Here is a 23,615-nt window from a genome sequence, read left to right as displayed (position 1 = left end):
AATCATCTAGTAGGGTTTAACTCCCCTGTCTTTTCAATCTCAGAACTTTCAAGCATTCTTACTTTCGTTAATCCTTTGATCCTTATTAAGAAAGGTATAAAAATCAACGCTGAAAGAACGGACAGCTCATACAGACCAACCCAACCAATTTCCATTTGAATTGCTGCTGCGACTGGTCCTGAAATAATTCTTGGTAAAGTGGATAAAGCGACCAATATAGAAAACTGAGTTCCAGTGTACTGCTTGTTCACTAAACGCATGAATAAAGCCACTAAAGCAGTTGATCCCATACCAGCAATGAAATTATCCGAAAAGACTGCAACAGCCAACAACACCACGCTTTTACCAGTTAGGGCCAACAGAACGAATAAAATATTAGTCAAGGCTTGTAATAAACCAAATATCAATAAGGAACGGTATAGTGAATACCGTAGAAGCAAAAATCCAGCGACCAAACCTCCCGCTAAAATAGCGGCTATACCAAGCATTTTATTAATATAACCTATCGTTTCTAAAGAAAACCCAATTCCTTGTATTAAAAAAGGCATCACTATGCCACTTGTGGTTGTTGTAAAAGCCTCCCCCAGCTTGTAACAAAAGATAAAAATGAATAAGTAAATGATGCCGGGTCGACTTAATAACTCCTTTACTGGCATGATAAAAGACGATACAAAATTTCCCCGATCATGTATTTCGACCTCGGGTTCCTTACTAAATAATATCGCAAACATGCCAACTGCCATGGCTAATCCCATGAATCGATAAGTAAAGCCCCACCCTAGCTTTTCAGCCATAATCAAAGCCAAACCACCCGATAGTAATAGGGCTAAGCGATAACCAAAAACAGCCAATGAAGCACCAAGAGCATGCTCTGAAGGCGGAAGATATTCGGCTCTGTGAGCATCAATAGCTACATCTTGGGTAGCAGAAAAGCAAGCTAATACTAAAGCTAATATTGCCATTAGCTTTGTATACTGATAGGGTGAATACCAGGCCATGACGTTAAATCCAAGCAACAAAAATAGTTGCATGGTCAAGATCCAGCTGCGCCTTTTACCTATAGCAAATAATGAATAGCGATCAAGAATTGGTCCCCAAAAAAAACGATAGGCGTAAGGAATACTCACCAAACTTAATGTTCCCGTAGCAAGGACTGACATACCGCTGCTCGCATACCATGCTTGCAGAGTACTACTAATTAATGCCATTGGTAAGCCTGAAGAAAATCCCAGGAGAAAGATGATAAATAATCGTTTATTCATTCCATGGTTCACTTATACTCAGGACTTACGAAAAACTCTCAATCGCTTCGTTAAAACATGTTTTTAATGAAGCGGGGACGAATGAAAAGGGGACGGACCCCAGTGGGGTCCGTCCCCATCACTACAACCTAGAGGCTTTTCGTAAGTCCTGTCACTGAATTTTTCTAAGTCCTATAAAAATATCCCCGCAGAAGCGGGGATATTTTTACTGCGCTTAAATTAAGCTTTTTTCACAGAAATCAAATGAATCTTAAATATTAAAGTCTCATTAGGTCCGATTGGTCCACCAACACTTCGTGGTCCATAAGCTAGACCTGATGGAACATAAATTTCCCAAGTAGAACCAGCTGGCATTAATTGCAATGCTTCAGTCCAACCAGGAATGACTTGTGACACTTGGAATGTGGCTGGCTTACCTGACTTCTCAGTGCTATCAAATACAGTACCATCGATTAAATGACCTGTGTACTCTACAGTTACAGTATCCGTTTTACCTGGTTTTGCGCCTGTTCCTGGAGAAATGATCTTGTATTGTAAACCACTTGGTAATACCACTACGCCTTCCTTGCTTTTGTTTTGACTTAAGAAGGTTTCGCCTTTCACTTTGTTTTCATCGGCTTTTTTATTGAACTCAGCTGTTCTTTTAGCCATTAGATCTTTTTGAAACTTATTCAAAACGTCTTTCATTTGTTGTTCGGTCAAAATCAACTGAGTACCACTTATTGCATCTTGCATACCTTTTGCTAAAGCTTCTGGGCTGATTTCAATACCTTGATTTTTGAAGTTTTTACCTAAATCCGCACCAATACTGTATGATAATTTATCATTGTCAGTAGCAAGTGAACTAGCATCTGTAGCAGCTATGCTTGTAGATAAAGCAAAGCCCATAACAGCTGCAGCAACCAATTTCATCTTCATAAACTATCCCCTTTAAGGTTCATAAATTGCATGCTCTTTTATTACAACTTATAAAGAATACACCAAGCCACGTAATTTTGCCTAAATTCAAGTAAAATTACCAGCAATTCCCCCTACAAATAATGAAACAATAGACAAAAAGAGCATATGCTTCTAAACTTGCCATTAAATTGAGTGAGAGACATTACAAATGAATATCAGTGTGTTTGATTTGTTTTCAATAGGAATAGGCCCTTCGAGTTCCCATACTGTAGGCCCGATGTCTGCAGCAAATGCTTTTATTGATCTCTTGGAATCTAAAAATCTCTTTGAAATGACTTCTCGTGTCAAAATTGAACTCTATGGTTCTCTTGCGCTAACAGGGAAAGGTCATGGCACCGATAAAGCGATTTTAAATGGACTAGAGAGCAAAGCACCTGAGTCCGTAGTGCCAGAGTCCATGGTTCCTAGAATGCAGGAAATCATTCGCACTAAATCACTTCACTTAGGTGGAAAAAAAATCATTCATTTTGATGAAGCTTCTGATTTTTTATTTTTGCAAAAAGAACTATTACCAAAACATAGTAATGGCATGCGTTATTCTGCATTTGATAGTAAAGATAACTTACTCATTAAACAAGTTTATTACTCCATTGGCGGTGGCTTTATAACCACCGAAGAAGAGTTTGATAATCTAAGTTCTGACACAACGCCCCCACCCTATCCCTTTTCTACAGCCACAGAATTATTAGAATTATGTAAAACTCATCATTTAACCATTGCTGAATTAATGCTGGTCAATGAAAAAACTTGGCGCAGTACCACTGAAATCTACAAAGGCATTTTAGCAATTGCCAAAGTCATGGACCAATGCATTGAAAGCGGGTGCAAACACGATGGTACTTTACCCGGAGGTCTCAATCTTAAACGACGTGCCCCTGATTTATACCGCAAGCTAATGGACCAAAAAGGAGTTAAGAGTGTGTTTGAGCAATCAGACATCATGAACCATCTTAATTTGTATGCCATGGCCGTCAATGAGGAAAATGCTGCTGGAGGAAGAATAGTAACTGCGCCTACTAACGGAGCTGCAGGAATTATTCCGGCGGTCTTAAAATATTGCCAAGAAGCCCATGACAAAATGAACAACGAAGACATTTACACGTACTTCTTAACCGCTGCAGCCATTGGTATCCTTTATAAAAAGGGCGCATCGATTTCAGGTGCAGAAGTGGGTTGCCAAGGTGAAGTAGGGGTTGCCTCGTCAATGGCAGCCGCAGGCCTGACCGCTGTTCTGGGTGGTAGTGTAGAGCAAGTTGAAAATGCCGCAGAAATTGCCATGGAACATCATCTAGGAATGACCTGCGATCCAGTTTTAGGTCTTGTGCAAATCCCCTGTATTGAACGGAATGCGATGGGATCAGTGAAAGCCGTGAATGCAACACGAATGGCTCTTATCGGTGATGGTCAACATCAAATTTCATTGGACAAAGTCATTAAGACCATGAAACAAACGGGCATGGACATGCAGAGCATTTACAAAGAAACTTCCATGGGTGGTTTGGCTGTTAATTTGCCTGAATGTTGATGGTTTATTTAAAATGCCCTTACAGCTCGCACTAAAGCAGTTCCAACTCCGACTGTAGCTTGCGAAACAAACCCAGTATTACCGTTTATACTCCAAGCAAAAGAGGGCACGGGGTTTGCTGTAGTTAAGGAAGTGGATGAGGACCAGTAGCTGGCATTGCTAAATGCAACTCCAGCACAGTGAGTCCAAAAATTTCCAGCCCCATGGGTTGAATCCCATAATCGAGCTTGCGAGTACATTGTACCTAATTCAAAAATGGAAGGTAGATACCAATCAGAAAATCCACCCCCATTAAATCCTGTAGCAGAAGCAAATGCTCCACCACTTTTATTCACGGTATTAAGTTGTCCTCCAAAATACCCTGTTTGAGTTGAAGGGCCGGTACCTCCTGTTGACCAGGGAACTGCTACGCCAGTCGCATCAGTTAGTGCAGCAATAATTCCTTGATTTCCAGGGGCAGCAGTAGCATCTGGGTTTACATAAAAAACCACTCCTCCACCGTAACAGCTTCCGATTGGATGTGCAAAAGCAGGATTAGATTGTACCTGGGCATTTAATGCGTCAATTCGAGTAGTTACTGAGTCAATTAAAGCTTGGGCTTCCACCGTTGAAATAGGAGTTGCCGCAATAACTTCTAGTGAAGTGCAAAATAGTAAATTAGCATAAGCAATACTTCTCATTGTAAGTCCCTTTTGTGTATCAAAGCATAATAACCAACCAGTACTCCATTAATAATGAATTCTAACTTTGGTTAATAACTATTTGAATAGCATCTAGCCGGTCATTTAATATTTTAATCTTATTTAAAAAATGCTCTTTGGACTCAGGGGTAGCAGACAAGCTAGCACATGAAAAGAATGTACAAATTAAAAACAGACTAAGATGGATTATTCGCTTCATGCTGCCTCCATAATTTAAATTGTCCCTAAATCAGGCCTTAATCTATATAGATTATTCCATATTTTGGAGAAAATGAAGGATAAATTAGCTTCTATAAAATAATAACGATATTTTAATATTACTTATTTACTGTTAGACTTTTTTGCAATCTAAAAAAGGAATTTCATCTTATGTTCAAACGAATTATTGCGCTACATTTTTTAGGAATTAATGCTCTATTTGCTGGTGGGATGGGAGTAGAACCAACAACTAATACTTCTCCATTTTATTTAGGGGTTTATGGTGGCTACGGACATATTAATGGGGCTTATAAAAGCGATGGAAACTATGCCCAAGGTCGAGTTGCATTTGGGACTTCTTTTAAACATTTATCTAATAACACGATAGGATTTGAGCTTGGTTTGCAATCTGGAAACAGCATGAGGCTTAATGGTAACCAAATCTTCAATGGAGTACCCGCAGTGATTCCTCTTGCTAACTTAAAACCTATTATTGATGGCCTAGTGACTGTTAAAGGTAAATTTCAACAAAGCCAAGCTATGTTCTATATGGTAAAGGGCGGTATAGCTTATCGTCAGTTCCATCTTGAGGACAGAACATCCTCTCACGACACACTTAATGAAATTGCTCCTGAGCTTCAAATAGGGCTTGGAACCAATATCACTCCTAATTTAGCCGCTACTATCTTCTATCAAGGAATATACTCCAATAGCAGTGCTGGTATAGGAAGAGATGCTTTTGGCGATACAACCATTCAACATGTACCTACCCAACAGGCAGGATTTATTGGACTTGAATATACATTGAATTAATAAAAAAAGAAGCCGTTTTATGTCGTATGATACACTCCCCTTTAAGGCTCAATTTTATTTACGAAAGGCCATTAGGCTCTCGCAAGTAAAAGAGCATGGAGCCGCAATTCCCTATTTTCAAAGTGCATTAAATGAAGCCGAACATCCATTACTGTACAGCGATATTGGATCAAGTTATTTCTTTTTAAATCAATTGGATAAGGCAATTGATTACTTTCAGCAAGGACTTCTCATTTCTCCTGACAGCGATTTATTATGGAGAAATTTGGGATGCGTTCACAGAGCTGCTTTGCGATTTGAAGAAGCAATTAATTGTTTCAAACGATCAATAGAGATAAACCCTGTTTATAACCCCGCCTATGAATTTTTAGGGACGACTTACCTTACTCTTGAAAATTATAGGGACGGTTTTCAAGCTTTTGAATCAAGGATATCAAATCTTCACCTACAATCGATTCGTTTTCCAAACAACACACGTTGGAAAGGCCAAGCATTTAAAAATCAAACACTATTAATTTGCTCTGAAGGCGGTCTTGGTGATTCAATATTTTTTCTACGTTATCTCCCGCTGGTAAAGTCCCTGGGTGGAACAATTATTCTGGAAATACAGGAGAGGCTAATAGACATAGCTAAGGGGATTAAAGGCGTTGATCAATGCTTGGCTCATGGAAGCAATATACCCTCATTTGATTACTTTGTTTCCCTGGCCAGTTTACCCTATATTTTCAATACATTGGATAAAGAATCCATACCTCAATCCCCTTATATCCAAAGCAATAAAAAAATAGAACTTAAAGGTCAATATAAAATTGGTTTAGTGTGGGCAGGGAATCCTGACAATACAATTGATTTCAATCGTTCTTGTAGCTTTGAAAGCTATAAGCATTTCATAGAACCTTTTAACGCTAGCCAATCCATTCAATTTTATAGCCTTCAAATGCCGAACACCAATCAAGAAGAGCTACAACAACACAATATCATTGACTTGATCCCCTCAACAAAAAACATGATGGATACAGTCCATCAAATTGAAGCCTTGGACCTCATTATTACTATTGATACTGCTGTTGCTAATCTTGCTGGCTCAATGGGGAAAAGCTCCTTACTTCTGCTCTCCTATTCACATGATTGGCGTTGGCATAAGAAAGAACGTAGCCCCTGGTATCCGAATACAGCAATTATTAGACAGAGGACAGCTCACGATTGGCTTCCAGTGATGAAGGAAACTAAAGAGTATATAGACAAGCTTAAAAGGATCGCTAATGCATAAAAAGGCGCTCATAACGGGCATTACGGGACAAGATGGAGCATACTTAGCCCAATTATTACTTGAAAAGCAATACATAGTATATGGTGCATATAGGCGATCCAGTAAAACTAACTTCTGGCGGATTCAAACACTTGGAATAAATCAACATCCAAGACTACATTTAGTTGAATTTGATATCACAGACATGAGTTCTATTCTTTGGCTACTTAAACAAATACAACCCGATGAAGTATATAACCTAGCTGCTCAAAGTCTTGTATCAAGCTCCTTCAGCCAACCAATAGCATCCACCAATGTCAATGCGCTTGGCCCCTTAAATTTCCTTGAAAGTAAACGCATAGTTAACCCCAATATTCGATTCTATCAGGCCAGTACGTCAGAGATGTTCGGAAATACGCCCATTCAACCTCAATCAGAAACAACTCCTTTCAATCCTTGCAGTCCTTATGGAGCAGCAAAGCTTTACGCACATGTATTAACTGATAGTTATCGTAAGGGATATAACCTATTCGCGTGCAGTGGAATTTTATTCAATCACGAATCCCCCTTAAGAGGACATGAGTTTGTAACTCGAAAAATAACCAGTTCTTTAGCTAAAATCAGGTCCGGTAAATTGGATTATTTTGAGTTAGGAAATATAGATTCAAAGCGCGATTGGGGATATGCGAAAGAATACGTTAGAGGAATTTGGCTCATGCTGCAGACAGATGAACCACAAGACTTTGTCCTTGCAAAAAACCGTGCTGAGAGCGTTCGCTATTTCATTCAAATAGCTGCAGAGGCAGCGGAGATTCCCCTAAAATTTGAAAATTCTGGTGTCAATGAAATAGCAATCAATGAGAAAACCCAACAAGTAATTCTGAAGATAAATCCTGAGTTCTATCGTCCCGCTGACGTTAATTATTTGATAGGTAATCCTGAAAAAGCGAGAAAATTATTAGGATGGAAATCTGAGATAAGCTTGGAGCATTTATGCCAAATGATGGTTGAAAATGATATTTACATCAATTCCGAACTTTAATTGATAAACGAATGGGGTCTTAGCCCAATGTTAACAGTAAACAATACAACTGATTCCCTACCAAAACAAAAAGAGATTGCTGTTATTATTCCAGCCAAGGATGAAGCAAAAAATCTACCGTTACTGATTCAGTTATTTTCTGAAGTAATACAAGAACATCCCGAGCAATTTGAAGTACTGGTTATCGATGATGGTTCAGTAGATGAGACCCCAAACGTTCTTGAAAGTCTGAAATCCCAATACCCATTTTTAAGAAGTTTGAGACAACGAAAAAGTATGGGTATTGCCAATGCTCTTCGATTAGGATATCAAGAATCAAATGCTAAAATTCTTGTGTTTTATCCCGCTGATTTACAATTCAACCCTCTGGATTTACCCAGTCTTGTTCAGCCCATAATTGAAGGAAGATCAGATATAGTGACTGGCTTTAAAAAAGGTAAATACCAAAAGGCCTTTGTTTCAACAGTTTACAATAAGTTATCAAAACGATTATTCAAGCTACCTGTACGCGATTTAAATAATGTAAAAGCTTATCGCCGAGAAATCATGGAAACACAACCAGATCGGCCAGATTGGCATCGCTATATGGTTGCTGTGGCTGTAAATGACGGGTTTACAGTAAGCGAAGTACCAATCCCATTGTATCCACGCCATGAAGGTCAGTCTAAGTTTGGGATATCTCGAATTCCTAAAGGAATCTTTGACATGATAGCGGTTTGGTTTGAACTTAAACACAGCCAAAAGCCACTTTTAGCGTTTGGGGTTCTTGGGGCTTGCATGTTTTTTCTGGCTACCCTTTTCGGCTTCATGTTACTTATTAGTGGTCAAGGAACTAGGCCATTTTGGGCGATTATTCAAACTAGCTTGAGCATTGGCACTTTGTTTTTTGTCACAGGCATTTTAGGTGAACAAATTGCTGCACTGAGAGCTGAGCAGCGTGAGTTAAAAAGGATGATAGATGGGATTTCCCAGCATAAAAACACAACCGAATGATCAAATTCCACTTCGAATCCTATTCATAACCCATTCATTCCCACGTTATATTGGTGATAGCGCCGGGGAATTTCTCTTCAGATTAGCAAAGTCATTAAGTGGTAGAGGTTGTCTCATCAAAGTTATTGCGCCTTCAGCAAAAAACCTGAAGCATTCTGAAGAATTAGATGGAATTGAAGTAAAACGATTCCGCTACGCCCCTTCCGGTTGGGAAAGTCTAGCATACACTGGTAGTATGGCTGAGCAGGTAAAAAGCCAATACAGATCAAAGCTCGCATTCTTAGGACTGCTTACTGCCCAAAATAGATGCATAAAAAAGACTATTAAGGAATTTAAGCCTGATTTAATCCATGCGCATTGGTGGATCCCTAATGGGATCTCAAGCTTCTTTGCTGCAAAAAAGCTCCCTCTTATTATCACGCTTCATGGGAGTGACCTAAGGCTCGCTCTATCATCAAAAATAGCCATCCGGGTATTTTCATACATTGCAAAACGAATTGCGGCGGTCACCTCTGTCAGCTCATGGTTGTCGAGAAAAGCGATATCTGTTGTACCAAATCTACAAATACCGATTATACCTATGCCAATCAATACTAAGATTTTTGAGCTGGGAAAATACCCCCGTCGACCCTCTCTTTTATTTGTAGGTCGACTCAACGAACAAAAGGGAGTTTCTGATTTATTGAATGCTTTGGCGCATCTGCCTGATACAATAAGCTTAGATCTTGTTGGGGATGGAATTAATGAACATAAGCTTAAAATTCTTGCTCAACACTTGAACATAACATCTCGAGTTCGCTGGCATGCTCAAATGAGCCAAGATGAGCTAGCTCAGTTATATCAAACCAGTTCACTACTTATTGTGCCATCTCGAGATGAAGGATTGAGTTTAGTTGCAATTGAGGCTTTATTCTGTGGAACCCCGGTTGTAGCTTATCGATCTGGAGGGCTATCTGACATCATTGAAGATGGAATAACTGGTTTTCTAGTCAATGAAGGCGACATAGCTTCTTTAAATACAAACATAATGGAGCTAATGAATAATTCCCGTTTATTGGAACAAATGGGACGAGAAGGACGGTCAAAAATGCAGGAACACTTTACAGAATCAAAGTGCACGCAGGTTTTTTTGAATCTCTATAACAAGGTTTTATCCAAATGAGTTACAGCGCTGTTAACAAAGAGCCTAAACACACTAACTGGTGGGCCCTGTTCATTTATTTAGCTTGCGTAATGTCACTTGCCTGGCCTATTTTGTATGGGGATTTTTTAGTTAACCCTGACAGTGATCAATTCAAGGCAGGATACGCATTCAGAAATTTTGCTGCAACCTATTTTATTGAAAATGGCAAACTCCCCTTATGGAACCCCTATCTTCAAGGGGGAATGCCTTTCATCGCAGCAATGCACGGTGATATTTTCTATCCAACATTTCTACTAAGACTTCTCTTGCCAGTGGATCTTGCAATGTCATTAGGAATGGTTATGCATTTATTGCTTTGTGGAATTGCGACCTATGCATTTCTACGTATCAGTATAAAAGCATCATTTACCCCCGCCCTTGTTGGTGGATTAGCCTATATGATGAGCGGTTTTGTTTCTTCACTCGTGTCAGCAGGACACGATGGAAAATTATTTGTAAATGCACTTTTCCCCATGCTTTTAGCTGTGTTAACTTGCGCCCTTCGTGATGGAAAAAAGTGGGCCTGGGGGCTCATTTCTATTACGACTGGCTTAGCAGTGCTTTCCCCTCACCCACAATTATTTCAGTACATGCTTATTTCTTCAGCAGCATGGAGTCTTTATCTCGTATATAGCATTTACAAAGAAAAAACCACACCTGTCAGCCTAATCATTAAACGTTTGTGTTTAGCGCTTGCTTTTGTATCTCTTGGCATCTGTATAGGAGCCATTCAATATTTGCCAGTTTTTGAATATACCTCCTGGTCACCCCGAGCTGGCGGTATAAATTATGAACAGGCAACTGAATTTTCATTTCCCATTGAGGAGCTAATTAATCTCTATTTACCTCAGTTCTCAGGCATTTTAGATAACTATTGGGGACGTAACCAAATCCATTTTCACAGTGAATATATTGGAGTATCCATCCTGATTCTGGCTGCCCTAGGCTTTAGATCAACCTTAAAGGAGGCAAGTCGAAATTTCTATAAATTTTGGTTTTGGGTGGGGTTAATAGCACTCTTTTGGGCACTAGGAAGATATACTCCATTCTACCAATTTGTATATCAGTTCATCCCAGGAAATAAATTCTTTCGATCACCTAGTTCAATCTTCTTTGTTACTTCCTTTGCTATAGCTATGCTGGCATCCATTGGAGTTGAGCAAGCCATTAATCATGCAGTAAATAAAAAATTTCTCATAGGTTGGTTGATTATTGCCTCAATCATCACCTTATTTGCCTTGTCCGGGATGCTATCTCAATTTGCACAGCGTCTCAGTGATAGTCAATCCATTAGTAAAGTAGAGGTAGGAGCAAATGAACTTCAAATTGGGGCTATTAGAAGTCTAGTTTTTACTCTGCTCACTATTGTTTCCTTATTCTCCGTAGGGAGTAATAAAAAATTCACATCTGCAAGCAGTATCTTTCTTGTTCTCGTTTGTATTTTAGATCTTTGGTCGATTGATAGATTTTATTGGAGGAGTACTCCACCTGCAAAACAAGTATTTAGTTCAGATCCTATCATTGATTATCTAAAACACTTAAAAGAACCATCTAGAGTCATTGCAGAGGCTACGGTTAACAATAAACTCTCTGATAGAGATCCCTATCTTCACTGGGATGGTTTAATGATACATCACATTCGACTCACTTTGGGATATCATGGCAATGAAATTAGCCGCTATCGTTTTTTTCAAGATGCAAACCGACTTGTTAATCCAACTTCATTGGCTCTCACCAACACAAATTATATTTTGACAAATGCGGAATCAATCTCTTTCCCAGGCATAAAAAAAATCATAGGCCCAATAACCAACAGTGCTGGGACCGATGTATCTCTTTATAAGCTACCAATTCATCACCCATTCGCCTGGATAGCCCCTGGAGTTTTAGAATTTCCCGATAACAATACCACTGAAGCTTTAGGCAGATCAGATTTTCCACTAGACCGGCTCGCTTTGATTAGCCCAGACTTCAATTTGAAAACCAAAGCAATGAAGACAGTGCCCGAAGCACTTCAAATAAAAGTTCATACCAAACTATATACCCCAGGCAGAATTTTACTTGAGTTGAGTAAGCCAGCTCCAGCCGACTCGATGCTTATTGTCTCTGAGAACTATTATCCTGGGTGGGTTGCTGCTGTTGATGATAAAAAGGTTACCCCTGTACGGGCAAATCTCGTTTTGATTGGCGTTCCTTTACAAGAAGGAGCTAAGAATATTGAGCTTACCTTCACAAGTCCAAGCTATGAAAAAGGTAAATGGATATCCATTTTCACTTTCTTAAGTGCAGTTATGAGTTGTTTAATTGGTTTTGTGCGAGAAAATTACAGCGTTAAAATGCTTTATAAAAAACATCGCTTATAGCATAACTACCCACAGCAGCTAACTGATGGTTAATATATATTAAAGGAATTTTATCTCTATTCCATGGTGGAACACCCCATTCTTGGAATAGTTTTTTCAGGGATTTAGTTTGCCCATGCCAAATGAACCGCTCTCCCCCCTGTCGATATTTGACTTCTATTTCAGCATTTTCAGGAACAAACATACCCTTGGAAATAGCATCTTGTACTAGAGCCTCGACGGTGATATCTAATTTAACCGATTCATTTGTTTTGGAACTTTCTAAATATAGCGTGTCTTTGTACCGCCTAATTTTCACCCTATCCCATTCTACAAGGGGCTGCGCATCAGTTTTTGCCTTAAGCACTTCGTCAAGCACACGATGCAAAATAACGGTTGGTGGCATTAGAACCGCATTTCCTTTGAGCCAATACCTAAGTACATTAATCATGCGAGAAGAACTTAAATCACGAATATCGGTTAAAACCAATTCCTTTTCTTTGTTTAGTAGATTAGGACAATCCATGATTGCTAGTTCCTCTAGATTTTTAGCTGCTTCCTGGCAATGATCAGCTGCTCTGGCAATACTATCTTTTGCTCCTGGCCACTTTTCCTCGATCAATGGAATCATTGAGTGACGTAAGAAATTTCTGGAATACCTGGTGTCACTATTACTCTCATCTTCTACCCAAGCCAATTCATGCTCTAGAGCATACCTCTCTAAATCCTTTCGAGAACACTGTAAAAAAGGTCTGGCAATGCTTATGGATTCTGATGTGCTAATCTCCTTCATAGCACTTAAACCCTCTATGCCAGCCCCCCTAAAAAGTTGCAATAATAAAGTTTCCACTTGATCATCTTTATGGTGACCAAGCACTAAACAATCTTGTTTTGAAATTATGCTATAAAAAAAGTCATAACGCGCTGCTCTTGCTTGAGCTTCAATGTTTGCATCACGACTAAACTTGATGGATTGGGCTTTAAATTCAACGCCTAAGCCTTTACTTATTTGTTCAGCGTGATCTTGCCAAACGTTGGCCTTAGGACTTATACCATGATTAATGTGCACTGCTAATAATTTGTTTTTTAACGTGGGTAAAGAAGAAAGTGTATGCAAGAGGACCGTAGAGTCTAGCCCTGCGCTAAACCCTACGACTACTTTCCTATAGGTTTCGAAGTGCGTGATCCAAGAGTTGCTCAATAAATTCTTAGTCACAGGCCCCCATCTTCATGAATTTCTTATAGCGTTCATCGATAAGTTGGCTTAAAGACATTGAGCCTAGAGCTTTAAACTCTTTGACTAATATCTCTTTCAATCGATTTGCCATTTCATCGATATTACGGTGAGCACCGCCAAGTGGCTCAGCCACCACCATGTCTACCAATTTATTTTCATAAATTCTATCTGCAGTGATGCCCATAGCCCTTGCTGCTTCGCTTGCTTTTGCTGCATCCTTCCAAAGAATCGATGCACAACCTTCTGGAGAGATCACTGAATAGATACTAAATTGCAACATGATTACTCGATCACCAACCCCTATCGCCAATGCACCACCCGAACCAGCTTCCCCTGTCACAATACAAATAATTGGGGTTTTTAAGCGAGACATCTCGTATAAATTACGTGCAATAGCTTCAGACTGGTTACGCTCCTCAGCACCTATTCCAGGATAAGCCCCTGCCGTATCTATAAAAGTAACGATCGGTAACTTGAATTTTTCAGCCATTTTCATCAAACGCAAGGCTTTTCGGTATTCTTCTGGTCTTGCCATACCAAAATTACGATATACTTTTTCTTTGGTCCGTTTGCCCTTTTGGTGTCCCATTACCATGACAGGTTCACCATTCAAACGGGCAATCCCACCAATGATTGCTGGCGCAGAAGAACAACTTCGATCCCCGTGCAATTCCTGAAAATCAGAAAAAATTCGCTCAATATAATCCGTGGTTTGAGGACGCAATGGATGCCGAGCCAGTTGAGCGATTTGCCAGGGCTCTAATTTGGAAAAAATATTGGCGGTTAGCTCGGAACATTTTGACTCCAATCGAGCAATTTCCTCTCCGAGATTCACTTGATTATCACTACCAACCATGCGAAGTGCTTCAATTTTTTGGTTTAACTCTTCAATAGGTTGTTCAAAATCCAAAAACTGTCTACTCATTGATTACTCTTATAGTCAATTAATTAAATCGGGTATATACCCAAGATACTGAAAAATGCAATATTTTATGCAAAAAAGCATCCGGATAAAAGTCGCAATTTGCATTATCTTGGGTATATAATACTCTGAACCGAAAATAGACGCCAGATTCCAGAAAGGACAGATGATAATCACAGGATTCACACCACTCAATACAGAACACTGTATTCTTAATGAGTCACGCATCGATCTATGGCAATTTTCATTAGAAGATGAATTCCATGGTGCAGAACAATTACTCAATGAAGATGAGCACTCCAGGGCAAATCGGTTCTATTTTAGCCAGCACAAAAGGCGTTTTACTACTGCTAGAGCCACTTTGCGTGTGATTCTCTCCCGTTACTTACACATTGCCCCCGAACGATTGGAATTTACTTTTAACAACCATGGAAAACCAAGTGTAATCAGCTCTCAAAAACTGCAATTCAATATCAGCCATACGGGTGATTTAGCCATACTCGCAGTTGGAAAAAGCTACCCTCTTGGAGTTGATATCGAGCAATTTTCAGCCAGAGCTTATGAAGGTATCGCTAAAATTTCCTTTTCGGAGCTCGAACTTCAAGATTTTATGAACGCTCCTAAGGCTATAAAGCCTGCTCTATTTTTTCATATTTGGTCGCAAAAGGAGGCGTTTATTAAGGCTTCTGGACTTGGATTAGCATACCCAACCAAAGAGTTTCATGTCCCAACAACCATCCCCACCAAACAACTAGTGGATGACCCATTACATAATACAACTTGGCAACTGCGCTCCTTTATGCCTAAAGTCGGATGTGCTGGGGCTTTGTGCCATCATCCCACTGTTAGAGAAATACGACATGCAGTCGTTCAGTTGCACCAAAATGTTAGTTTGCAGTTTTAACTTATGTATCAATTTAATTCTTCCCAACTCGCACTAATGAACTTATTAAGTGATGGCAAATGCCACACTGGGAATGAATTAGGTAAAGCCATTGGTGTAAGCCGTTCCGCAATTTGGAAACAGATCAACCATCTGAACGAATTAGGTGTTCCAGTTATTCATGTGCAACATAAAGGATATCAGCTTCCAAAACCCATAGAGCTTTTAAACGCTGAGAAGATGACTTTTGAACTCTGCAAATTGGGCTTTAAGCGTCCGTTTTCCATTCAAACATTTACTGAAATCGATTCGACAAATCGCTACCTCAAAGATCGTCCTCAAAGCCATGACATAGATATCTGTTGTGCTGAAATCCAAACGCATGGAAAAGGACGTTTTGGTAGGCAATGGCACTCTCCTTTTGGTGATAATATTTACTGCTCAAGTCGATGGAACTTACAATGTGATCTGGGCAAACTGTCAGGACTAAGTCTTATCACAAGTTTGGCTGTCTTAGCGTCGCTCAAGCAATTGCATCTCGATGAAGACATCCACATAAAATGGCCTAATGATATTTTATGGAACGAGAAGAAATTATGCGGCAGCCTGATAGAAATAATTGCCGAAACCAATGGCAGCGCACAAGTGATTATCGGCGTGGGCTTAAACGTGAACCTCGACCCTGAGAGTGTCATGCCCTTTGATAGGCCTTGGTGTTCTCTGTATGAAATATACAATAAGCAATTCGATCGAAATTTCATTATCGCTAATTTGTTAACTGTTATAGAAAGGTATATCGATCAATTCATGAATTCTGATTTAAATTATTTTTTGAATGAATGGAAACAAGTTGATTACCTCTATAACCAAGCGATCACTGTTTCTCAATCAACAGGAAGCATCACAGGGATTGCGAAAGGCATTAATCAATTTGGTCAATTAATAGTAGTAGATACACAAGGCAATACCCATTATTTATCGTCAGGTGATACGTCTTTAAGTAGCGCTATGATTGCTTAGAAGTGTATTTGCGGGATTGAGTTTGTCCCGAGCATTGTTAAGTGCTCGGAACTGGATGAGCTGCGTTGAAATCGATTTATGCTGTTTGTTCAGAATCGTCGGATTCTTTCTCTTGTTGTATACGTAAATAAATTTCTTCACGATGTACAGATACGTCTTTTGGTGCATTGATACCTAAACGAACTTGATTGCCTTTAACGCCAAGCACAGTAATGTTTACATCATCACCAATTATCAACGTTTCGCCTATACGACGGGTCAAAATTAACATGACTTATAATCTCCCTAACACTGCAACCACCCACTATTCCATAGAACGCTTCCATGGTGTTCTTGATGGCCACTTAATGAACAAATATTAAGCAATTATTCACTGCTTGGTTCATATTGTACACTCTGATTATTAACAGAATATTAAGAATATAGTGAATTTTTGAACAAAATTCTTATTATACTGAGTTCAGTAAAACAGGCTATTCTAAGAAATTCTATATATAAAAACAATAAGATAGAGTAAATGAAATGTATTTATTAATTGCAGAAAATTGAAATTCTAGTATTAAAACATTGGAAATCGTTTTTCTATTAAAATATAAACTAGGGTTAAAATACTGAATTGCAGGCATACTATTAAATAGATAGATAACATATGATTTGCAATTAAGAACGTCAAAGCCAATACGCTTGAATTAATCACAAATTGCCCCAAAAGAATTTTTCGAGAAGAAATTCCATACTGCTTGATTCGCTGATATGCGTGACTTCTATGTGGCGAGTACCATTTCTCACCCCTTAATAACCTTCTAACCAGAGTAATGGTTGAATCATATAAAAATAAACTATTTAAAATAAACCAATACAATATAGGTATTTGATATTTTTGCTGCGCAATTAAAGCAATTATTATGATAATAAATCCTAAGGAGGCGCTTCCAACATCTCCCATAAATAATTTCGCTGGAGGAAAATTATAGATCAAAAAACCCAATATTCCGGAAGCCAATACCAAACAAAATTCTTGATAAAATAATGCTGGAAAAAAATGGTAAAAATAAGCATACGTCAGTAGAATAAAAACAGCTTGGGATGCACAAAATCCATCTAGCCCATCCATAAAATTAAAATGATTTATTGACCAAATGACAATAAAGAATATGAAAACGCCAATGATGTATTCGTTCTCAACTGTAAATAAAATAAAATCTAATTTTAAAGGCCTTAAATACATTGCAGTTATCAAGGCTATAAGACATTGGATCATAAACCTCAATCTTGCTGATAGCTGATAACAATCATCCATAAAACTAATCCCAGCCAATAACAGTAGACACAACGACCAAATCAATTGCTCTAGAAGAGATGTACCAGTTACATAACTTATGATGGGGATTGAAACAACAGCTAATCCGATAAAAATTACCCCTCCTCCTCTAACAGTAGGACTTACATGTAAGGAGCGTTCATTTGGTTTGTCCATAAGTCTTGTGTTTAATGCTTTTTCACAAAATAATTTTGTGAATACACAAGAGATAAACAACAATATTGTAACTAGAGCAAAATTCATAAGGATATTTTCTCAACTCAATCAAACCAGTTTAACATAAGAAATGATCTAAGCTTAAATTAAAAAGCTTCATCTTTTATTTTTGTACTTTTCTATTTTTTTATTTTTTCTTGGATTGACCGCCATAAAGAATAATTAGGATGCAATGCCCTTTTGGGTACGGACAAAATATCGTAATGAAAAAATGCTAATAAAAACTGCATCCCTATTATTACTGGTAATGCTGCAAGCATCACCGCACCTGGAGGAGCTGGCAATACGCCTATCGAGGATAAATACCAACGATACCCACCATAACACACCCCAAATCCTAGCAGGAAAAGTCCTATCAATAATTCTATAGATGCCATTGAGAAATCACGTAAAATATAACGATAAACAATTCTCTTTGCAAAATTACGTAAGTGCTTGATTATAAATTCAGGTATGATCCTAGAGATTTTCATATTGCTTTTCTCGTCTTCATAGACAGCTGCAATAGGAATATCTACTACAACAGCACCTAAACTATTTAGTCTAAATAATAGATCTGTTTCAAAAAAGTAACGCTTACTAATTTTATGAAATGGAATCCTCTCAGCTACTCTTGCATGTAGAGCGGTATATCCATTAGTTGGGTCAAAAACATTCCAATATCCAGAAGACAATTTTGTCAAAAAGGATAATATTGCATTACCAAATAAGCGTAATTTAGGCATTTTTGCCAATGACTCTGGATCTGAAAAACGATTTCCTTTGGCGTAATCAGCATCACCAGCTAGGATTGGAGCTACAAACACAGGTATTAATTTGGGATCCATCTGATTATCGCCATCAATCTTTACTAAAATGTCCGCACCTTCAAGAATAGCTTCGGCATAACCTCTCATTACTGCCCCACCTACTCCTAGATTATGATCATTTTTTAATACCTTCACCCTTGGATCAAAATTGTTTGAAACGACAAAGTCACCTGTTTGTTCAGGGCAGTTATCATCCACTATATAGATTGCGCAAACTTCACTATCTATAGCATTTATAACATCTAGTATGTGGTGCTTTACCTTATAGCTAGGAATAATAACAGCAATTTTAGGTTGAGTCTCATTCACTTGCCTTTGAACTGCCCTATTTAGTATTTTTAAATGCTCTGTGTTTTCCATTTATTATTCACTTAGCCCAGACATAACTAAACACATCACTATTTTTCACTTGTTCAGGAAATGAAATTCCATGAGCAAAATAGTGTCCAACAGGTATATGAGCTCCTGTTCTTTTAGCATAAATTGCAAATTGACTATAAAAGGGGATTTCAAAGTGCTCAAATTTTAGCATAGCACTTTCTTCTAATTTATCCCAAACAGCTACTTGATAAAATAACTTGCACGGATTCTCTTTATCAATTTCTACAAAAAAGGCACATTGGCCTTTCACTTTGGCTTTTGATAAAATTTCTGCAGCCCTATCTCTTTCATCTTCTTGCAGAAAAAAGACATGACCATCATTGGTCATACACTGCTCTACATGGGAAAAATTCACTCCAATAGAATTTAAAAATTTAGTTGGATTAATTTGCCTATAACAATAGAAGCTTTCATTTGATACATTTTCTTGCGATAATGCACTCAATACCAATACCCTTTCCTTCTCCGCATTAGATGGCAAGATAATCTCTAGCATTCTATCAATTGATTTAAACACAAAAGTCATTGTTTTATTTAATGACTCTGTCTCATGCCAGTCATGATGCTGGAAATGAGCTATGGAATTTATAAAAATAAAATTAACCTTAGGATTAAATTTCTTTTTGTATTTAGCAAAAACTCGTGTTGCTATTAATTCATAAGCCGAAAAGAGAAAACTTGTTCCAATTTTTTTAATTTTAAGCAACCCTTTAAAAAGAAATGCAAAGTCTGAAAGTAAAGATAGAAAATTGATATTACGCAACACAAAGAAAAATGTTTTTAAACCACTTTTTAATAATGCTCCGATGGAAAGATCCAAATAATTTTTGGCAAAATAAACGGGTAATGCTAAAAATTGATTTAGCTCAGGTGGATAGGCCGATTCAGTATATGTCCAAGGATCTGCAATAAAATATTCATTTTTGGGGCAATTATTTCTAGAAGCATTCATCACACCCCAAACGCCAGTGGTAATACCTGCCTTGCCTAAACGCTCCCATACTTGCGTCAATTCTAATTTTGAAACATCACCTAAACGAATAACGCCATGTACCTGTGAAGGTGACTCTGAGTGAACTGAAACCCATTGTACCCAAGGATCTAATCCTTGATGTTCTCTCAGCTGATCAGCAATCGTTGTCCCATTTTGAAAGGACAAAATCCTTTTAATATTTTTTAAATCTAAAGATTCTGCTGCAAACTTTAAGAGATCTAAATTAAATTCATTCAACTCAATAATTAATGTTTGGTCATTTTCCTTCATATTCTCTAATACCTAAGTCGAACTTCGTCCCATTGAAATGATACATATGCCAGTAATAATAAACAATGCAGCAACTCCATCCTTCCAATCAAAGGTCTGATTAAAAAAATAATAGTCTGCAATTGGAATTAAAATGAATGTCATCGCTAAAAAGGGGTAAGCCAAAGACAAGGGAGTATTTTTCAATATGTATACCCAGCCTAATGAGGTGATTGCATACACTAAAAAAGAAGTCGCTATTGTAAATAAAACAGCTGTATCATAAAAGTTTCCTGATCGTTTCCAGGCAAGCCCTGAAACCTTCATTAATAGTTGGCCACTAGCGCTTCCAAAAGCGCAGAGTAAACATAATATTATTTTATCGATTGGCATAGGAAAGTACTCTCATTGCTGGATGTATTCTAGACTTATGTTATTTGCTCTTTTCTCAATTTTCAGTAAACCTTCATCCACATTATCTGGAACATTATCAAAATAAGGAGAATAATTTTGCTTTAACACTTGCAGCCCCTTTCCAATGAACAAATAATCATAATTCCTAATTAATTTAGTCTCAAACTGACAGGTATACATATCATCTGGATTTAATTTAGGACCGAGTGAAAAGCAAAATACATTAGTCATTCGCGGTAATAATTCATACTTCGTCATCCAAAATTCCCACCCATTTGAGCCATACCAGGCTATATATACTTTGGCTTTAAGCGGAATTTTTGTTTTTAAATTTAAATGTTCTATGACATTTCTAACTTCATTCCTTTGCACTGAGGCAGGCCATGCTCCATGTTTAACATAGCTTTTAACATAGGGGGTAGCAGAATAAAGTGACCAGACAGAAATACCTAATACGATTATTGTGACAATCCATTGCTTAGTTTTTGATGCACTTTCATTCATTAATTCCGCATACACATACAATAGTATAATACTCCAAGCTAACAGAAATACATTATGATATCGTTGAAATGAAGTCAGGATCTTTGCTTCATAATCAGAAAATCCATATAAATAAGCTAAGAGTAAGGAACCACTATATAATAATGTACAAAATAAAAACTCTAGGTTTAACAGAATATATCTAGTCGTTTTTAGACTCGTCTGAAATAAACTTGCCCCCAAAATTCCCCAAAAACCCAAACTTATTATAACTTTGGCTACATTGTAATTTGGACTATGGAACAATAAGTGCATCCAGTTTACTCTTGCTATAGCATCCTTACTATAGTTCATTATTGATAAAGGCTCAGAATATGGTTTTCCAAGATCAAAAAATGTTGCAAAAAATTTACCAGCAACTTCAATTTCTCTTGGGGTCGAACAACACGACAAGCTATTCTTAAAAAAAAGACCTAGAGACAAATTACCCCAGGTTGATATCAAATTGTTGTACTGCACAAAATATTTCCAACTCAGGTTTGTTAATAGTGGAAAACCAAATAAGAGTAAAAACCAACAGAAGTACTTAACTGAATTAAAAATCTCCTTAGGCGGGCTTAATGAATTATTTTTTGTGCCGAATTTAAAAATAATCAGATCCAAAGAGCATATAACTGCTGCAAAAAGGGCTAAATTCATTCCAACATGTTTAAAAAGTACCAAGGCTCCTAACATAAATGGAATAAATATTAAGTGATTAAATTTACCATGAGATAAGTAATAAAAGATTATAATGCCCGCTAGGCCAAAAGATAAAACATGATCAATTAAGACACTAGCCCAGCCATTTCCTAATGCAAATCCTAGATACAAGAGCACTATGGATATAAAAACCCCTAAAAGAACTTTAATTCTTGAAGCAAAAATAACCAAAGGAGTCACATAGCAAAGTAACAATAAGGAAAAGGAAAAAAAAGCATGTCCTTCTGTGTAACCTAGCAAAAGCAATACATAATAAGAAAATAGTGCTGTGCCTGGGGGATAATCCTGACAATACAAAGGATTAGGATTTACATTATAAGACCCCGCTTCATAAAAGGTACGGATAACAGATCCCCAGTGAGAAAATTCATCCCATGATACAAATTCTCCCTTGTGATCAAGTAAAAAAAATACAAGAAGGATAATCAGCCCACTCAGGAAATAAGACATGAAGGTTTTATTGATATACCCTACATCTTTATTTAATAAGACTTGCTTAAGCTGTGGTACTGAAACCCAAATAAAGGAGGCTAGGCCAATGAGATGCAGAAATATTGCTATCGATTTTATTGAAAAAATAAAACCCAAAAAGTAAATCAATATAACAATTATACTAACAATAATTGGTGGCGAAAGGTATAAGGGAACCGCTATATAACGCCTTAATATAAGCCCCAACCCTACAAACTCACAATAAATTAATACTACTTTCAACAAATCCATGTCACTACCTTTTATTTGGGACTTGCGATAACATAAATTGCATCTTTCGGTAAAATAAGAAGAAAAGGTAACAGACAAAGTACTCCCAAATAGATGAGTATTTTCAATACTATATTGTAATTACCTGTATAGTTTATTCTTGAATAGAGTCCTGAAAATCGAATTGCTGGCATACTTCCTGATTTTATAATTTGAAAACCATTCTTTCTAAGTAATTGTATCAAGTTCGACTTATTGAAGTAATGCAAATGAGGCGAAGGCAAATCCTTCTGCCATAATCTTTCAAAGAATCCCAAAAATCCAATTTTACAAAACCACTTAGATAATTTATAAAATACACCTCTACTGCTTGGCAAATTCAACACCAGCAATCCCTTGTCATTTAAATACTTATTACATGATGTAAGAATATCCTTAATATTGGGGATGTGCTCAAATACATCATTAAACGTTATCACATCAAATCTTTCATTTTCCTTGATCTCGTCCGGGAAAAAACCGTTCCTTACTGTGAATTTATTTTGAGAGGTTAACTCAAATATATTCGTGTCAGGCTCCAACCCAAGTACTTTAAAATCATTTTTTGCAGCTTCTAAAAACCATCCATGGGCGCAACCTACATCCAATAATGCTCGTGAATTTTCTGAAGTTAACTTCTTAATTTTTTTTACAAGATTTTTAAAATTTTTGACCCGTAACTCTCTTAGCCCATTCTCTCTATGTATTTCATCAATTAATTGATGATTAGATTCATGGTTAATTTTGGGGATTAGTGAGGCATTCTCATATTTACACTGCTTACAAATAGAGTGCCACGCTTGATAGCCTGAGCGTAATTCTTCACCACAGACGCTACAACTTCCTTTCAAGTTTTATGCTCCTAGATTTTTAAACTTAGCAAGAATTCATCCTTCGCTAAATCAAAATTAAAAT

22 protein-coding genes are annotated in these 23,615 nt (G+C 37.6%); 9 read left to right on the top strand and 13 right to left on the bottom strand.

Going from position 1 to position 23,615, the window contains the following annotated elements:
• Positions 1-2: 2 nt before the first annotated feature.
• Positions 3-1,262, bottom strand: coding sequence for an AmpG family muropeptide MFS transporter (locus tag Lwal_RS01320; RefSeq protein ID WP_058479129.1), 1,260 nt, complete (start codon positions 1,260-1,262; stop codon positions 3-5).
• Between the two features lie 219 nt (positions 1,263-1,481).
• Positions 1,482-2,180 (bottom strand): BamJ family beta-barrel-assembly machinery protein, encoded by a 699-nt coding sequence (locus Lwal_RS01315; RefSeq protein WP_058479128.1) that lies wholly within the window; start codon positions 2,178-2,180, stop codon positions 1,482-1,484.
• A 190-nt stretch (positions 2,181-2,370) separates the two neighbouring features.
• On the opposite strand from Lwal_RS01315, the gene Lwal_RS01310 reads away from it, so the two are divergent.
• Positions 2,371-3,747 (top strand): L-serine ammonia-lyase, encoded by a 1,377-nt coding sequence (locus Lwal_RS01310; RefSeq protein ID WP_058479127.1) that lies wholly within the window; start codon positions 2,371-2,373, stop codon positions 3,745-3,747.
• Between the two features lie 8 nt (positions 3,748-3,755).
• Here the strand turns inward: Lwal_RS01310 and Lwal_RS01305 are convergent, their stop codons facing one another.
• Entirely contained in the window at positions 3,756-4,427 is a 672-nt protein-coding gene (locus tag Lwal_RS01305) for an Lcl C-terminal domain-containing protein (protein ID WP_058479126.1), read from the bottom strand.
• Between the two features lie 61 nt (positions 4,428-4,488).
• Positions 4,489-4,647 (bottom strand): hypothetical protein, encoded by a 159-nt coding sequence (locus tag Lwal_RS17215; RefSeq protein ID WP_157066256.1) that lies wholly within the window; start codon positions 4,645-4,647, stop codon positions 4,489-4,491.
• A gap of 170 nt (positions 4,648-4,817) precedes the next feature.
• Here Lwal_RS17215 and Lwal_RS01300 point away from each other — a divergent pair, with 170 nt between their 5' ends.
• The 6 genes from Lwal_RS01300 to Lwal_RS01275 are packed head-to-tail and all read left to right on the top strand — an operon-like array spanning position 4,818 to position 12,289.
• Positions 4,818-5,459 carry a hypothetical protein gene (locus tag Lwal_RS01300; protein WP_058479125.1) on the top strand — a complete coding sequence of 214 codons (642 nt, stop codon included), beginning with the start codon at positions 4,818-4,820 and terminating at the stop codon, positions 5,457-5,459.
• Between the two features lie 19 nt (positions 5,460-5,478).
• Positions 5,479-6,729, top strand: coding sequence for a tetratricopeptide repeat protein (locus Lwal_RS01295; RefSeq protein ID WP_058479124.1), 1,251 nt, complete (start codon positions 5,479-5,481; stop codon positions 6,727-6,729).
• The gene (gmd, locus tag Lwal_RS01290) at positions 6,722-7,750 is read left to right on the top strand and encodes a GDP-mannose 4,6-dehydratase (protein WP_058479123.1); all 1,029 of its coding nucleotides are present in this window, start codon (positions 6,722-6,724) and stop codon (positions 7,748-7,750) included. The genes Lwal_RS01295 and gmd overlap by 8 nt, the downstream gene beginning before the upstream one ends.
• A 27-nt stretch (positions 7,751-7,777) precedes the next feature.
• Positions 7,778-8,743 (top strand): glycosyltransferase family 2 protein, encoded by a 966-nt coding sequence (locus Lwal_RS01285; protein WP_058479122.1) that lies wholly within the window; start codon positions 7,778-7,780, stop codon positions 8,741-8,743.
• A complete protein-coding gene (locus Lwal_RS01280) occupies positions 8,709-9,905 on the top strand; it encodes a glycosyltransferase family 4 protein (RefSeq protein WP_058479121.1) in 1,197 nt (398 codons plus the stop codon). The genes Lwal_RS01285 and Lwal_RS01280 overlap by 35 nt, the downstream gene beginning before the upstream one ends.
• Positions 9,902-12,289 carry a YfhO family protein gene (locus Lwal_RS01275; protein ID WP_058479120.1) on the top strand — a complete coding sequence of 796 codons (2,388 nt, stop codon included), beginning with the start codon at positions 9,902-9,904 and terminating at the stop codon, positions 12,287-12,289. Before Lwal_RS01280 ends, Lwal_RS01275 begins: the two co-directional genes overlap by 4 nt.
• Here the strand turns inward: Lwal_RS01275 and tilS are convergent.
• Together tilS and Lwal_RS01265 are read right to left on the bottom strand one after the other, a co-directional pair.
• On the bottom strand, positions 12,258-13,484 hold the full coding sequence (tilS, locus tag Lwal_RS01270) for a tRNA lysidine(34) synthetase TilS (protein WP_058479119.1): 1,227 nt from the start codon (positions 13,482-13,484) through the stop codon (positions 12,258-12,260). The two genes, Lwal_RS01275 and tilS, sit on opposite strands and share 32 nt — an antisense overlap.
• Positions 13,477-14,430: an acetyl-CoA carboxylase carboxyltransferase subunit alpha gene (locus Lwal_RS01265; protein ID WP_058479118.1), complete on the bottom strand. Its 954-nt coding sequence runs from the start codon at positions 14,428-14,430 to the stop codon at positions 13,477-13,479. The genes tilS and Lwal_RS01265 overlap by 8 nt, the downstream gene beginning before the upstream one ends.
• Before the next feature lie 163 nt (positions 14,431-14,593).
• Between Lwal_RS01265 and Lwal_RS01260 the strand changes: the two genes are divergently transcribed.
• Positions 14,594-15,331 carry a 4'-phosphopantetheinyl transferase family protein gene (locus Lwal_RS01260; RefSeq protein WP_058479117.1) on the top strand — a complete coding sequence of 246 codons (738 nt, stop codon included), beginning with the start codon at positions 14,594-14,596 and terminating at the stop codon, positions 15,329-15,331.
• A gap of 3 nt (positions 15,332-15,334) precedes the next feature.
• On the top strand, positions 15,335-16,330 hold the full coding sequence (locus Lwal_RS01255; RefSeq protein ID WP_058479116.1) for a biotin--[acetyl-CoA-carboxylase] ligase: 996 nt from the start codon (positions 15,335-15,337) through the stop codon (positions 16,328-16,330).
• A gap of 76 nt (positions 16,331-16,406) precedes the next feature.
• Here Lwal_RS01255 and csrA read toward each other — a convergent pair whose 3' ends face one another.
• From csrA to Lwal_RS01220, 7 genes are all read right to left on the bottom strand, one after another.
• Positions 16,407-16,601 carry a carbon storage regulator CsrA gene (gene csrA / locus Lwal_RS01250; protein WP_058479115.1) on the bottom strand — a complete coding sequence of 65 codons (195 nt, stop codon included), beginning with the start codon at positions 16,599-16,601 and terminating at the stop codon, positions 16,407-16,409.
• Between the two features lie 288 nt (positions 16,602-16,889).
• Positions 16,890-17,894 (bottom strand): MraY family glycosyltransferase, encoded by a 1,005-nt coding sequence (locus tag Lwal_RS01245; protein ID WP_095197499.1) that lies wholly within the window; start codon positions 17,892-17,894, stop codon positions 16,890-16,892.
• A 92-nt stretch (positions 17,895-17,986) separates the two neighbouring features.
• Positions 17,987-19,036 (bottom strand): glycosyltransferase family 2 protein, encoded by a 1,050-nt coding sequence (locus Lwal_RS01240; protein ID WP_083500006.1) that lies wholly within the window; start codon positions 19,034-19,036, stop codon positions 17,987-17,989.
• Between the two features lie 7 nt (positions 19,037-19,043).
• Positions 19,044-20,321: a hypothetical protein gene (locus Lwal_RS01235; RefSeq protein ID WP_058479114.1), complete on the bottom strand. Its 1,278-nt coding sequence runs from the start codon at positions 20,319-20,321 to the stop codon at positions 19,044-19,046.
• 12 nt (positions 20,322-20,333) lie between these two features.
• Positions 20,334-20,693, bottom strand: a complete 360-nt coding sequence (locus tag Lwal_RS01230; RefSeq protein WP_058479113.1) for an EamA family transporter — start codon at positions 20,691-20,693, stop codon at positions 20,334-20,336.
• Between the two features lie 12 nt (positions 20,694-20,705).
• The gene (locus tag Lwal_RS01225) at positions 20,706-22,682 is read right to left on the bottom strand and encodes a hypothetical protein (RefSeq protein ID WP_058479112.1); all 1,977 of its coding nucleotides are present in this window, start codon (positions 22,680-22,682) and stop codon (positions 20,706-20,708) included.
• Positions 22,683-22,693: 11 nt separating this feature from the next.
• On the bottom strand, positions 22,694-23,551 hold the full coding sequence (locus Lwal_RS01220) for a class I SAM-dependent methyltransferase (RefSeq protein WP_058479111.1): 858 nt from the start codon (positions 23,549-23,551) through the stop codon (positions 22,694-22,696).
• Positions 23,552-23,615 lie beyond the last annotated feature (64 nt).

It is taken from the genome of Legionella waltersii, from assembly GCF_001468085.1.
Classification (GTDB): Bacteria; Pseudomonadota; Gammaproteobacteria; order Legionellales; family Legionellaceae; genus Legionella; species Legionella waltersii.
This window is presented reverse-complemented; position numbering and strand designations above follow the sequence as displayed.

What these genes read in the sequence shown, in the direction of transcription:
- Lwal_RS17215 (WP_157066256.1), bottom strand. Translation starts at nt 4,647, where the DNA reads ATGAAGCGAATAATCCATCTTAGTCTGTTTTTAATTTGTACATTCTTT.
- Lwal_RS01230 (WP_058479113.1), bottom strand. Translation starts at nt 20,693, where the DNA reads ATGCCAATCGATAAAATAATATTATGTTTACTCTGCGCTTTTGGAAGC.
- Lwal_RS01285 (WP_058479122.1), top strand. Translation starts at nt 7,778, where the DNA reads ATGTTAACAGTAAACAATACAACTGATTCCCTACCAAAACAAAAAGAG.
- Lwal_RS01300 (WP_058479125.1), top strand. Translation starts at nt 4,818, where the DNA reads ATGTTCAAACGAATTATTGCGCTACATTTTTTAGGAATTAATGCTCTA.
- Lwal_RS01305 (WP_058479126.1), bottom strand. Translation starts at nt 4,427, where the DNA reads ATGAGAAGTATTGCTTATGCTAATTTACTATTTTGCACTTCACTAGAA.
- Lwal_RS01310 (WP_058479127.1), top strand. Translation starts at nt 2,371, where the DNA reads ATGAATATCAGTGTGTTTGATTTGTTTTCAATAGGAATAGGCCCTTCG.
- Lwal_RS01320 (WP_058479129.1), bottom strand. Translation starts at nt 1,262, where the DNA reads ATGAATAAACGATTATTTATCATCTTTCTCCTGGGATTTTCTTCAGGC.
- Lwal_RS01240 (WP_083500006.1), bottom strand. Translation starts at nt 19,036, where the DNA reads ATGGAAAACACAGAGCATTTAAAAATACTAAATAGGGCAGTTCAAAGG.
- gmd (WP_058479123.1), top strand. Translation starts at nt 6,722, where the DNA reads ATGCATAAAAAGGCGCTCATAACGGGCATTACGGGACAAGATGGAGCA.
- Lwal_RS01275 (WP_058479120.1), top strand. Translation starts at nt 9,902, where the DNA reads ATGAGTTACAGCGCTGTTAACAAAGAGCCTAAACACACTAACTGGTGG.
- Lwal_RS01295 (WP_058479124.1), top strand. Translation starts at nt 5,479, where the DNA reads ATGTCGTATGATACACTCCCCTTTAAGGCTCAATTTTATTTACGAAAG.
- Lwal_RS01235 (WP_058479114.1), bottom strand. Translation starts at nt 20,321, where the DNA reads ATGAAGGAAAATGACCAAACATTAATTATTGAGTTGAATGAATTTAAT.
- Lwal_RS01315 (WP_058479128.1), bottom strand. Translation starts at nt 2,180, where the DNA reads ATGAAGATGAAATTGGTTGCTGCAGCTGTTATGGGCTTTGCTTTATCT.
- Lwal_RS01280 (WP_058479121.1), top strand. Translation starts at nt 8,709, where the DNA reads ATGGGATTTCCCAGCATAAAAACACAACCGAATGATCAAATTCCACTT.
- csrA (WP_058479115.1), bottom strand. Translation starts at nt 16,601, where the DNA reads ATGTTAATTTTGACCCGTCGTATAGGCGAAACGTTGATAATTGGTGAT.
- Lwal_RS01255 (WP_058479116.1), top strand. Translation starts at nt 15,335, where the DNA reads ATGTATCAATTTAATTCTTCCCAACTCGCACTAATGAACTTATTAAGT.
- Lwal_RS01265 (WP_058479118.1), bottom strand. Translation starts at nt 14,430, where the DNA reads ATGAGTAGACAGTTTTTGGATTTTGAACAACCTATTGAAGAGTTAAAC.
- Lwal_RS01245 (WP_095197499.1), bottom strand. Translation starts at nt 17,894, where the DNA reads ATGAATTTTGCTCTAGTTACAATATTGTTGTTTATCTCTTGTGTATTC.
- Lwal_RS01225 (WP_058479112.1), bottom strand. Translation starts at nt 22,682, where the DNA reads ATGGATTTGTTGAAAGTAGTATTAATTTATTGTGAGTTTGTAGGGTTG.
- Lwal_RS01260 (WP_058479117.1), top strand. Translation starts at nt 14,594, where the DNA reads ATGATAATCACAGGATTCACACCACTCAATACAGAACACTGTATTCTT.